A 12,621-nucleotide genomic window follows, 5' to 3' on the forward strand; every position below is an offset into this window, starting at 1 on the left:
TAGTTAATTTTAGCGTAGCCGTATGCTGCTTCAACTCCGTTTTTAGTCGGGATTCCGCTCACTGGAGCTAGGGAGCCAATGCGGGCATCGTCCAGCGGCGGCCCGTTAGCTTACGCCAAGTACGCTGCCAACTGGGAAGGTTTCGGTAGGCAAGCTCCTGCTGGTGGAGTGAAGGCAATTCCAGTTGCTGCAAGTGCAATAGCAAGGCATCGAGTGACTGCTGGGCGTAGATATTCACAACGCGCGTAATGGCCGGGCGAGCTTCTTTCAGGTTCCAATAGTGCCACAGATACTCCGGCACATCAGCAATGGGTCCTTCGGCGGCCAGCCGCAGGCTGAAGGCCAGTTGCTCCATCATGTGTTTGTTGTAGGCGGCATATAGCTGTTCGGCTAAAGCCATTACTTCCCGCAACAGGTATGCTTTGTCGCTACGGAAAGCCAGCACGCCAGAATTGAATAGCTCTGTTTCAGGGGTTATGCGCAGTGTATGGCCACCCGACTCCCACTCCTGCCCTTGCAGATGCCGATATACTTTTCGACTGAGCGTATTACCTACAATCAAACGGCCTTCGTTCTGGTGCATGAAGAAGTGGCCCTTTTCAATGCGCTTGAATAAAGGTGCCGGATCTTGCCGCCAGATGGTATCCGTATCTAAAAACAATAGGTTACCTGGGTAATTCGCCGCAGCATGTTCCAGCACACCTACTTTCAGTAGATACACCTTGTTGGCCGCGCCGCGCCATGCTTGCCACTGCTCGGCCGTTATTGTCGGGTAGAGTATATCTGCGCGTGTCCCTAGTATTTGTTGAAAAGCCGTAGCGTCATCGGTGTACACCAGAATGCGCGTGGCTGAATCCGGATTTCGCACTGCCTCATAGCTCAGGATGCTGTAGATAGCTTCGCTGCGGATATCGACTAGCCCGTACGCCAGGTAGATTAGATAATTCATGTGGCAAAGCTACCAGTTGAATAGCACTCAACGCAGAAGCGGCTTCTATCTGCCCGATAAAAGCCGCTTCAGGTGCTGTATTATTCCGAGGTCCTAGGCTTCTCCCATTTTACCTCCGAAGCCCATCGGGTACCTCGGCGAATCGTTGGGTTGCGCCTTGATTGGGCCGTTAGCCTGCTCGAACCGCTCAATGTTTTCCGTGAGGGCTGCTACCAGCCGCTTGGCGTGCTCGGGCGTGAGGATAATGCGCGACTTCACTTTGGCTTTGGACAGACCAGGCATCAGCCGGATAAAGTCAATGACGAATTCACTGTTACTGTGGGCAATCATAGCGAGGTTGGCGTACTCACCTTCGGCTATTTCTTCCGACAGTTCAATGTTGATGGCAGTCGGATCCTGCGGTTGAGGCGCGTCGGCTTCGGGTTGGGTTGGTTGGCTCATGTTAATAGGAAACGCAGAAAGGAACGAGAGGTTAACCTCGCCCACAAGGTAAGGGTATCCGCAAAGAAAAAGCCGGCCAGATTGCTCCGGCCGGCTTTTTCTATACGTTGCTTAACTGCTTACTCCGAAACGGACTCGCGGCGCGAAGCGCGGGCGGGGCGTTTGGCCGGAGCGGCGGCTTCCTCGGTCTTGGCGGCCTGAGCGGCTTCCAGTTCCTCTTTCGAGCCAACAATCTGACGCGTGTACTCGCGCAGACCGGTACCGGCCGGAATGAGGTGACCTACGATTACGTTCTCCTTCAGGCCCAGCAGTTCGTCGGCCTTGCCACGGATGGCAGCTTCCGACAGCACCTTGGTCGTCTCCTGGAAGGAAGCGGCCGAGATGAACGACTGGGTACCCAACGAAGCCTGGGTGATACCCTGCAGAGTAGGACGGGATACGGACGGTTGCGCGTCGCGTACTTCCACCAGTTGCAGGTCGCGGCGGCGCAGGCTGCTGTTCTCGTCGCGCAGGCGACGAGCCGTGACAATCTGGCCGGGCTTCAGGTTCGACGAGTCGCCGGCATTCGTTACCACCTTCATGTCGATGATGGTATCGTTTTCCTCCATGAAGATAATCTTGTCGATTACCTGATGCTCCAGGAAGGTCGTGTCGCCGGCGTCGAGAATCACTACTTTCTGCATCATCTGGCGAACGACCACCTCGATGTGCTTATCGTTGATTTTCACACCCTGCAGGCGGTATACTTCCTGAATCTCGTTCACGAGGTACTCCTGCACGGCACCGGGGCCCTGAATGCTCAGGATGTCCGAAGGCGTGATGGCACCATCAGAAAGCGGCGCACCTGCGCGGATGAAGTCGTTGTCCTGCACCAGAATGTGCTTGGACAGCGGCACCATGTACTTCTTCTTGACGCCGTCTTTCGACTCCACGAAGATTTCACGGTTACCACGCTTCACCGTACCGTAGGTTACCACACCATCGATTTCGGCTACTACGGCCGGGTTCGACGGGTTACGGGCTTCGAAGAGCTCCGTAACGCGGGGCAGACCACCGGTAATGTCGCGGGTTTTGCCCACGGCACGCGGAATCTTGGCCAGAATCTGACCAGCCTTGATTTTCTCGCCGTTCTCCACGTTCAAGTGGGAGCCTACCGGGATGGAGTAGCCTTTCGAACCTTCCATGTCGCCCTTTTTGCCGGGGCGCACGATGATGGCGGGGTTTTGATCCTTCGCCTTCGATTCGATAATTACTTTCTCGCGGTGACCGGTCTGCTCATCCGATTCCTCACGGTAGGTGATGCCTTCCGTAATGGCGTCGTACTGAACCACACCATCAAACTCGGCCAGAATAACGGCGTTGTAAGGGTCCCAGTTGTTGAGCTCCGCGCCCTTCTCTACCTCCTGGCCTTCTTCCACCAGCAGGAACGAGCCGTACGGCACGTGGTTCGAGATGAACACTTTGCCGGTGCCTTTCTCCACGATGCGGATTTCGCCCGAGCGACCCATTACCACTTTCACCGGCTCGCCATCAGGGCCAGCGGTTTCCACGGTCCGGATATCTTCGAACTCCACCACACCGGCGAACTTGGCTTTCAGGCTGGCTTCTACGGCAATGTTGGATGCCGTACCACCTACGTGGAAGGTACGCAGCGTGAGCTGGGTACCGGGTTCCCCGATGGACTGGGCAGCAATTACGCCCACAGCCTCGCCCTTCTGGACCATGCGGCCCGACGACAGGTTACGGCCGTAGCACTTGCCACAGATACCGCGCTTCGATTCGCAGGTCAGTACCGAACGGATTTCCACCGATTCGATGCTGGTGTTGTCGATGCGGCGCGTGATTTCCTCGGTGATTTCCAGACCAGCCGGCAGAATCACTTCGTCCGTCAGCGGATCGATGATATCGTGCACCGCTACGCGGCCCAGGATACGCTCCGACAGCGGCTCTACGATATCCTCGTTGTCTTTCAACGCGAAGGTTTCGATGCCCCGCAGGGTACCGCAGTCTACCTCGTTCACGATTACGTCCTGCGATACGTCTACCAGACGACGGGTCAGGTAGCCGGCGTCGGCCGTTTTCAGAGCGGTATCGGCAAGACCTTTACGAGCACCGTGAGTCGAGATGAAATACTCGATTACATCGAGGCCTTCTTTGAAGTTCGATAGAATCGGGTTTTCGATAATCTCGCCTACCGAACCCTGGAGCGACTTCTGCGGCTTGGCCATCAGACCCCGCATACCGCCGAGCTGACGAATCTGCTCGCGCGAACCACGAGCACCGGAGTGCATCATCATGTAAATCGAGTTGAAGCCCTGGTTCTCCTTTTCGAGGCGACCCATGAGGGTTTCAGTGATTTGGTTGTTGATGCGCGTCCAGATGTCGATAACCTGGTTGTACCGCTCGTTGTCCGTAATCAGACCCATCTGGTAGTTCTGGGTTACGGCTTTCACGTCGGCTTGCGCCTGCGCTACGAGAACGTCTTTTTCTTTCGGAATCTGGATATCGCCCAGACCCATCGACAGACCACCTTTGTAAGCCGACTGGAAGCCCAGCGTCTTGATGTCGTCGAGGAACTGTGCGGTGCGGGCCATACCGGTCCGCTTGAACACCATCGAAATGATCTGCTGGAGCTTTTTCTTGGTCAGCAACTCATCCACGAAGCCCACTTCCGTCGGCACCATCTGGTTGAACAGCACACGACCAGCTACCGTCTCGATGATTTTGGTCACCAAGTCGTCGTTTTCATCCCGCACCAGGGTCCGAACCTTGATGTAGGCGTGCTTCGACAGAATGCCTTCGTTGATGGCAATAACTACTTCCTCATCGGAGTAGAACATCATGCCTTCGCCGTCGATTTTCTCCTCGGGCGTCGTGCGCTTGCCTTTGGTTACGTAGTACAAGCCCAGAACCATGTCCTGCGATGGTACCGCGATGGGCGCGCCGTTGGCAGGGTTCAGGATGTTGTGCGACGCCAGCATGAGCATGGAGGCTTCCAAGATAGCGGCCGGTCCCAGGGGAACGTGCACAGCCATCTGGTCACCGTCAAAGTCAGCGTTGAAGGCCGTACAAACGAGCGGGTGCAGCTGGATAGCCTTGCCCTCGATGAGGCGCGGCTGGAACGCCTGGATACCCAGACGGTGAAGCGTAGGAGCCCGGTTGAGCAATACTGGATGGCCTTTCAGCACGTTCTCCAGGATATCCCAAACGACGGCGTCCTTGCGGTCCACAATTTTCTTAGCCGACTTCACCGTTTTCACGATGCCGCGCTCGATGAGCTTGCGGATAATGAACGGCTTGAACAGCTCGGCGGCCATGTTCTTGGGCAGACCGCACTCGTGCAGTTTCAGCTCAGGACCTACCACAATTACCGAACGACCCGAGTAATCGACACGCTTACCGAGCAGGTTCTGACGGAAGCGGCCCTGCTTGCCTTTCAGCATATCGGACAGCGACTTCAGGGCGCGGTTGCCTTCGGCGCGCACGGCATTCACCTTACGCGAGTTGTCGAACAGCGAATCCACGGCTTCCTGCAACATGCGCTTCTCGTTCCGCAGAATCACCTCGGGAGCCTTGATTTCGATCAGGCGTTTGAGGCGGTTGTTGCGGATGATTACGCGACGGTACAGGTCGTTCAGGTCGGAGGTGGCGAAACGGCCACCGTCGAGCGGAACGAGTGGGCGTAGCTCCGGTGGAATAACGGGCACCATGCGGATTACCATCCACTCAGGCTTGTTTTCCACGCGGGTCGAGGCGTCGCGGAACGCTTCCACTACGCGCAGACGCTTCAACGCTTCAGCCTTACGCTGCTGCGAAGTTTCGTGGGCGGCAGAGTCACGCAGCGAGTAGCTCAACTCGTCCAGGTTGATGCGCTCCAACAGGAGTTGCAGGGCATCGGCACCCATGCGGGCGATGAACTTGTTGGGGTCCTCGTTCGGCAGCATCTGGTTCTCCCGAGGGAGCTTATCGATGATGTCGAGGTATTCGTCTTCAGTGAGGAAGTCGAGCTGCTGCACGCCTTCGTCGCCCAATACGCCGGGCTGTACAACTACGTACCGCTCGTAATAGATAATCTGGTCGAGCTTCTTGGTGGGCAGGCCCAGCAGGTAGCCGATTTTATTGGGCAGGGACTTGAAGTACCAGATGTGCGCAACGGGCACCACCAGTTCGATGTGGCCCATCCGCTCCCGGCGTACTTTCTTCTCGGTCACCTCCACGCCGCAACGGTCGCAGATGATGCCTTTGTAGCGAATCCGCTTGTATTTGCCGCAGTGGCATTCCCAGTCCTTTACGGGACCGAAAATCCGCTCGCAAAACAGGCCGCCCATCTCGGGCTTGTACGTCCGGTAGTTGATCGTCTCGGGCTTCACAACCTCACCGTTCGACCGCTCCAGAATGGATTCGGGCGAGGCCAGCGAAATGGTGACTTTCGAGAAGTCCTGTACCAGTTTCTTGTTTTTTGCAAACGCCATGTAGGGTAGCTGTTGTTAGCTGGTGGCTTGTTTTCTGTCCGTTGGTTCCGCCAGTCTTAAGAATGGTCGGAAAGAACGTAACAGTTCGACTCTGCGAAAAGTGCTCTGTGGGTCGGATAGGTACGCCGCGCAGTAGTTCTTCGCCAGGTCTGGTACTCGGGTGATTCAGCTTACTGAATCAACTTGCAGCCATCCGCTCCCGGTGTGTGCTGTCGTTCTGACCTTATCTCGGAACGACGCCGGCAGCAGGTGTTATCGGTTCCCCGAACTGTGGATACTCTATGATAAGCAGGACTTGAAAAGTGGCTGCCGATACTTACGCATCAGCAGCCACTACTTTCAACCCTTAGTCAAGCGTGATTTCCAGGGCTAGACCACGTAGCTCATGGATGAGTACGTTGAACGACTCGGGGATATTCGGCTTGGGCAGAACGTCGCCTTTTACAATGGCTTCGTACGCTTTAGCACGGCCTACCACGTCATCCGACTTCACCGTCAGGATTTCCTGCAGCACGTTGGAAGCACCGAAGGCCTCCAGTGCCCACACTTCCATCTCACCGAAGCGCTGACCACCGAACTGCGCTTTACCACCCAGCGGCTGCTGCGTGATGAGCGAGTACGGCCCGATGGAACGGGCGTGCATCTTGTCATCCACCAGGTGACCCAGTTTCAGCATGTAGATAACACCCACCGTTACCGGCTGGTCGAAACGCTGGCCGGTGAGGCCGTCGTGCAGGTATGCGCGGCCGAAGGTCGGCAGCCCGGCTTCCGTCAGCTCGGCTGATACTTCCGCTTCGGTAGCACCGTCGAAAATCGGGGTAGCGTAGGTGCGGCCCAGCTTGAGGCCGGCCCAGCCCAGTACCGTCTCGTAAATCTGACCGATGTTCATCCGGCTCGGTACACCCAGCGGGTTGAGCACGATGTCCATTGGCGTGCCGTCGGGCAGGAAAGGCATGTCCTCATCGCGCACGATGCGGGCCACTACCCCTTTGTTACCGTGACGACCAGCCATCTTGTCACCCACCTTCAGCTTGCGCTTCTTGGCGATGTAGACTTTGGCCAGTTGTACGATACCGGCGGGCAGCTCGTCGCCAACCTCCAGCGTAAACCGGTCACGCTTGAAGCGGGCCGTGATGGTGTTGCGGCGCTTGGCGTAGTTTTTCACCAGCTGCAGCACCATACCGTTCACGCGGGCATCGGCGGTCCAGCCTTCCAGCACCAGATCCTTGAAGATGTTCACCTCCTCGGGCACGGCGTAGTTGCTCTCATCCTTATAAGGGTTCTTCTCGGGGAACAACGCTTCCGTGATGTTCTTCTTCCCGAATTTCACGCCCTTGGTCAGGATTTCGTCGCCGAACTTATGCTTGATACCTTGGGAGGTTTTGCCTTCCAGGAGCTGAATCAGCTTCTCAACCATAATGGACTTGATGCCGCGCAGCTCTTTGCCGTACGAGTCCTTCAGCTCTTCCACTTCCTTCTTCGACTTGGCCCGCAGGTTTTTGTCTTTCTTCGGACGCGAGAACAGCTTGGTGCCGATAACAACACCCTGTAGGGACGGTGGCGCCTTAAGGGAGGCATCCTTCACGTCGCCGGCTTTGTCGCCGAAGATAGCGCGGAGCAGCTTCTCTTCCGGGGTCGGGTCGGTTTCGCCCTTCGGCGTAATCTTACCGATCAGGATGTCACCTTCCTTCACCTCGGCGCCCAGACGGATGATACCGTTGTCGTCGAGGTTACGCACGGCTTCTTCGCTCACGTTCGGAATTTCCGAGGTCAGCTCTTCTTCGCCGCGCTTAGTTTCGCGCACTTCCAGCTCAAACTCCTCGATGTGAATTGAGGTGAAGATGTCGTCACGCACTACTTTCTCCGAGATGACAATGGCATCCTCGAAGTTGTAGCCCTGCCACGGCATGAACGCCACCTGCATGTTCCGGCCCAGGGCCAGCTCACCTTTGTTGGTGCCGTAGCCTTCGCACAGAACTTGGCCCTTCACCACCCGCTCGCCATTCTTCACGAGCGGCGTCAGGTTGATGCAGGTATCCTGGTTGGTACGACGGAATTTGATCAGGTCGTAGGAAATCTTCTCAGCGTCGAAGCTTACGAGGATATCGTCATCCGTCAGGTCGTATTTCACGACGATGCGGTTGGCGTCCACGTAGTCGATTACGCCGTTGCCTTCAGCTACGACCAAGGTGCGCGAGTCGGTAGCTACGCGGCCTTCCAGACCGGTGCCCACAATCGGAGCCTCGGCTTTCAGGAGCGGAACTGCCTGGCGCTGCATGTTCGAGCCCATCAGTGCCCGGTTAGCATCATCGTGCTCCAGGAACGGAATCAGCGAAGCAGCCACCGATACAATCTGGTTCGGGGCTACGTCCATGTAGCTGTACTCGTCCGGACCAACTACCGGGAAGTCACCCTCGAAACGGCCTTTTACCAAATCGTTGATGAAGTTGCCTTCATCGTCAATCCGGGCGTTGGCCTGCGCGATGTGGTGAGTATCTTCTTCCTCGGCGGTCAGGTACTTCACGTGCTCGGTGGTATCCACCTTGCCGTTCTCTACCGTACGGTAAGGCGTCTCAATGAAGCCCATCGAGTTAACCCGGGCGTGCACGCACAGCGACGAAATCAGACCGATGTTCGGTCCTTCCGGCGTTTCGATGGTGCAGAGGCGGCCGTAGTGGGTGTAGTGAACGTCACGTACTTCGAAACCAGCCCGCTCGCGCGACAGACCTCCCGGCCCCAGTGCCGATACGCGACGCTTATGCGTCACCTCGGCCAGCGGGTTGGTCTGGTCCATGAACTGCGACAACTGGTTGGTGCCGAAGAACGAGTTGATAACCGACGACAGCGTCCGAGCGTTGATCAGATCAACCGGCTTGAAGTCCTCGTTGTCACGCACGTTCATGCGCTCCTTAATGGTACGCGCCATCCGGGCCAGGCCCACGCCGAACTGGGCGTAAAGCTGCTCGCCTACGGTGCGCACGCGACGGTTGCTCAAATGGTCAATGTCATCGACAATGGCCTTCGAGTTGATCAGACCGATCAGGTATTTCACGATGAGAACGATGTCCTCATTGGTCAGTACGCGGGCGTCCCAACCAGTGTCAATACCCAGTTTCTTATTAATACGGTAGCGGCCTACGTCCCCGAGGTCGTAGCGCTTGTCCGAGAAGAATAGCTTTTGGATGATGTCGCGGGCCGTCTCTTCGTCGGGAGCCTCCGTGTTCCGGAGCTGACGATAGATTTGCTCCACGGCTTCTTTCTCCGAGTTGGAGTTGTCCTTCTGCAGCGTGTTGTAAATGATTGCGTAGTCAGCAATGTTTACGTTCTCGCGGTGCAGAATCACCGACTTGGCCCCGGCGTTCAGGATCGTGTCGATGTCCTCCTCCTCGATGGTAGAATCGCGCTCCAGCAGTACCTCGTTCCGGTCAATGGAAACCACTTCCCCGGTGTCCTCGTCCACGAAGTCTTCCGTCCAGGTGCGCAGCACCCGGGCGGCCAGCTTGCGGCCGACGGCTTTCTTGAGGTTCTTTTTATCGGCCTTCACTTCCTCCGACAGCCCGAACAGGTCGAGGATGTCTTTGTCGGTGCCGTAGCCGATGGCGCGTAGCAGCGTAGTAACCGGAAACTTTTTCTTCCGGTCGATGTACGCGTACATCACGTTGTTCACGTCCGTGGCAAACTCAATCCACGAGCCTTTGAACGGGATGATCCGGGCCGAGTACAGCTTGGTACCGTTCGTGTGCTTGCTCTGGGCGAAGAATACGCCCGGCGAACGGTGCAGCTGCGATACGATAACGCGCTCAGCGCCGTTGATAACGAACGAGCCCTTTTCGGTCATGTAGGGAATATTCCCGAGGAACACTTCCTGCTCAATCGTTTCGAAATCTTCGTTGTCCGAGTCATTGCAGACCAGGCGCAACTTGGCTTTCAGCGGAACCGAGTACGTGAGGCCGCGGTCGATGCACTCGTCAACCGAGTACTTAGGCGGGTCAACGTGGTAATCGAGGAAGGTCAGCACGAAGTTTTCGCGCGAGTCCGAAATCGGAAAGTTCTCGGCGAATACTTTGAACAGGCCCTCATCGGTACGGTTCTCGGCAGCCGTTTCCAACTGGAAGAAATCCATGAACGAGCGAACCTGCACGTCCAGGAAATCCGGATACTCAATAACCTTTTTAATCTTGGCGAAGTTGATCCGCTCGTCAGCAGCTTGCAGCTTTTGCAGACCTGACTGTGCTTTCGGTGTAGCCAATGTATGTGGGGTTAGGAAATGGACACTGGGAGAATCCAGAACAGGGTAGCGGCAAAGCCACTACCTTGAGAGATGGTACGGAAGCAGCGGGCGCACGAAAGCGCAAAGCAGAACCTTGCGCTTCTGGCGTCCGTAGGCACAAAAAGCCGCAAAGCGGCGTGCAAACGAACTTCCGGGTAGTTTGTTGCCTACAAACAGGAAAAGACCTGGCTTAGTTGCCAGGCCTCTCCCTTATTTGCTGGTTTTAAGAGCAGGCAGCAGAAATTACTTAACTTCTACTTCAGCGCCAGCTTCTTCCAGTTGCTTCTTCAGGCCTTCAGCCTCGTCTTTAGAAACACCTTCTTTCAGGGCCTTAGGGGCACCGTCAACCAGTTCTTTGGCTTCTTTCAGGCCCAGACCGGTCAGGTCTTTCACCAGTTTCACAACGGCCAGTTTAGCCGAACCAGCCGACTTCAGGATCACGTCGAACGTGGTCTTCTCCTCAGGAGCGTCAGCAGCGGCAGCGCCACCGCCAGCCATCATTACCGGAGCAGCAGCAGCAGGCTCAATGCCATACTCGTCTTTCAGGATGGTAGCCAGTTCGTTTACTTCTTTTACCGTCAGGCTAACGAGCTGCTCGGCGAATGCTTTCAAATCTGCCATTTCTGTAGATTGTTAAAAAGGGGGTTGTTGAAGGAAATTGAGGGTGAAAAAGATGAGCAGCGGTTAGCCTGCAACCTCTTCTTTTTCGGCAAGCGTTTTGAGGATACCAGCCAGCTTGTTGCCACCGCTCGTAAGAGCCGAGATAACATTTTTGGCGGGCGACTGGAGCAGACCGATAACGTCACCGATAAGCTCGTTTTTACCTTTCAGGGTGCTGAGAGTGCTCAACAGATCGGCTCCCACGTACACGCCGGAGTCAACGTAAGCACCTTTGAAAGCAGGGCGAATTACAGCCGTTTTGCTGTAGTTCTGCGACTTGTAGAAGTCCTGCAACAGCTTGGCCGGTGCGTTGCCTGACTCTTTCGAGAACAGGATACCCGACTGGCCTACCAGTGCCGCATCCATCTCCGAGGTATCGCCACCGAGAGTATCGAGAGCCTTACGGATGAACGTGTTCTTGTAGACTTTGAACTCCATGCCGCGGTTGAAGCACAGGCGACGGAATTCGTTGATTTTCGCCACCGACATTCCCGAAGCATCGGCAATGTAGAACGCGTTGTGCGATTGAAACTTCTCGCTCAACTCGTCGACGAGGGCTTGTTTGTCTTCCCGGATCATATCGTCGTGTTGATTTAAATTATGCGGAAGTTACCGACGTGTCAACCGGAACAGCAGGCGACATCGTGCTCGAGAGCGTGATGCTCTTGATGTACGTGCCCTTAGCCGAAGAAGGCTTCAAACGCAGCAGCGTCTGAATTACTTCAATGGCGTTTTCAGCCAGCTTCTGGTCATCGAACGACACTTTACCAACCGAGCAGTGAATGATACCGGTTTTGTCAACTTTGAAGTCGATTTTACCAGCTTTCACTTCCTGTACCGCTTTGGCTACGTCCGTCGTTACCGTGCCCGACTTTGGGTTCGGCATCAGGCCACGGGGACCCAATACGCGGCCCAGACGGCCAACCTTGGCCATTACCGACGGCATCGTGATGATTACGTCGATATCAGTCCAGCCTTTCTCGATTTTGGCGATGTAGTCGTCCAGACCAACGAAATCGGCACCAGCTGCAGTAGCTTCGGCTTCTTTGTCAGCGGTAACCAGAGCCAGAACACGAACGGTTTTGCCGGTACCGTGGGGCAGCGTAGCTACGCCACGTACCATCTGGTCGGCTTTGCGGGGGTCCACGCCCAGACGCACGTCGATGTCAACTGAGGCGTCAAACTTGGTATAGGTGATATCCTTTACCACTTTGGCAGCTTCAACCAGGCTCCGAACTTCGGTCAGGTCATGTTTGGCAAGGGCTTCCTTGCGCTTTTTGCTAATTGCCATGTCTACTCCGTCGTTAAATTATTCAGCGAAAGGAGAAGTACCCGACACGGTGATGCCCATGCTACGAGCCGTACCAGCTACCTGCTTCATTGCCGACTCAACCTTGAAGGCATTGAGGTCGGGCATTTTCGTCTCGGCGATGGTGCGTACTTGGTCCCACGATACCGACCCAACCTTGTTACGGTTCGGCTCTTTCGAGCCGCTCTGGAGCTTGGCTGCTTCCATGAGCAGAACCGGCACCGGAGGCGTTTTCACCACGAAGTCGAACGACTTATCGGTGTACATGGTGATGAGTACAGGACAAACTTGGCCGGCCTTATCCTGGGTGCGAGCATTGAACTGCTTGCAGAACTCCATGATGTTAAGGCCTTTGCTACCAAGTGCAGGTCCAACCGGCGGCGCGGGGTTCGCGGCGCCTCCCTTTATCTGAAGCTTCAGATAACCTCTAATTTCCTTGGCCATTTGGTTTGTAAGGCTTCGGATGCGGCATCGTAACACGCAGCATCCTCAGTTTTTTGATTGCTCCTGAGTGGAAGCA

General features: G+C 55.9%; 8 protein-coding genes. All 8 read right to left on the reverse strand.

The window, feature by feature from the left end; genetic code table 11:
• Positions 1-67 precede the first annotated feature (67 nt).
• The 8 genes from EI293_RS02485 to rplK all read right to left on the reverse strand — a co-directional run bounded on the left by EI293_RS02485 (position 68) and on the right by rplK (position 12,545).
• Positions 68-949 carry a putative nucleotide-diphospho-sugar transferase gene (locus EI293_RS02485; RefSeq protein WP_125435360.1) on the reverse strand — a complete coding sequence of 294 codons (882 nt, stop codon included), beginning with the start codon at positions 947-949 and terminating at the stop codon, positions 68-70.
• A 93-nt stretch (positions 950-1,042) separates the two neighbouring features.
• Positions 1,043-1,390 (reverse strand): DUF3467 domain-containing protein, encoded by a 348-nt coding sequence (locus EI293_RS02490; protein ID WP_125435362.1) that lies wholly within the window; start codon positions 1,388-1,390, stop codon positions 1,043-1,045.
• Positions 1,391-1,509: 119 nt separating this feature from the next.
• Positions 1,510-5,862, reverse strand: coding sequence for a DNA-directed RNA polymerase subunit beta' (gene rpoC, locus EI293_RS02495; protein ID WP_125435364.1), 4,353 nt, complete (start codon positions 5,860-5,862; stop codon positions 1,510-1,512).
• Between the two features lie 346 nt (positions 5,863-6,208).
• Complete coding sequence (gene rpoB / locus EI293_RS02500; protein WP_211339487.1) at positions 6,209-10,084, reverse strand: DNA-directed RNA polymerase subunit beta; 3,876 nt, start codon at positions 10,082-10,084, stop codon at positions 6,209-6,211.
• A 291-nt stretch (positions 10,085-10,375) separates the two neighbouring features.
• A complete protein-coding gene (rplL, locus tag EI293_RS02505) occupies positions 10,376-10,753 on the reverse strand; it encodes a 50S ribosomal protein L7/L12 (protein WP_125435367.1) in 378 nt (125 codons plus the stop codon).
• 63 nt (positions 10,754-10,816) lie between these two features.
• Complete coding sequence (gene rplJ / locus EI293_RS02510) at positions 10,817-11,371, reverse strand: 50S ribosomal protein L10 (RefSeq protein WP_125435370.1); 555 nt, start codon at positions 11,369-11,371, stop codon at positions 10,817-10,819.
• A gap of 19 nt (positions 11,372-11,390) precedes the next feature.
• A complete protein-coding gene (rplA, locus tag EI293_RS02515) occupies positions 11,391-12,083 on the reverse strand; it encodes a 50S ribosomal protein L1 (protein WP_044003265.1) in 693 nt (230 codons plus the stop codon).
• A gap of 18 nt (positions 12,084-12,101) precedes the next feature.
• A complete protein-coding gene (gene rplK / locus EI293_RS02520) occupies positions 12,102-12,545 on the reverse strand; it encodes a 50S ribosomal protein L11 (protein WP_044003266.1) in 444 nt (147 codons plus the stop codon).
• Positions 12,546-12,621 lie beyond the last annotated feature (76 nt).

It is taken from the genome of Hymenobacter perfusus (assembly GCF_003944765.1).
GTDB classification, from domain to species: domain Bacteria; phylum Bacteroidota; class Bacteroidia; order Cytophagales; family Hymenobacteraceae; genus Hymenobacter; species Hymenobacter perfusus.

Coding starts and splice junctions, on each gene's coding strand:
- EI293_RS02490 (WP_125435362.1), bottom strand. CDS start 1,390: ATGAGCCAACCAACCCAACCCGAAGCCGACGCGCCTCAACCGCAGGAT.
- rpoC (WP_125435364.1), bottom strand. CDS start 5,862: ATGGCGTTTGCAAAAAACAAGAAACTGGTACAGGACTTCTCGAAAGTC.
- rplK (WP_044003266.1), bottom strand. CDS start 12,545: ATGGCCAAGGAAATTAGAGGTTATCTGAAGCTTCAGATAAAGGGAGGC.
- EI293_RS02485 (WP_125435360.1), bottom strand. CDS start 949: ATGAATTATCTAATCTACCTGGCGTACGGGCTAGTCGATATCCGCAGC.
- rplL (WP_125435367.1), bottom strand. CDS start 10,753: ATGGCAGATTTGAAAGCATTCGCCGAGCAGCTCGTTAGCCTGACGGTA.
- rplA (WP_044003265.1), bottom strand. CDS start 12,083: ATGGCAATTAGCAAAAAGCGCAAGGAAGCCCTTGCCAAACATGACCTG.
- rplJ (WP_125435370.1), bottom strand. CDS start 11,371: ATGATCCGGGAAGACAAACAAGCCCTCGTCGACGAGTTGAGCGAGAAG.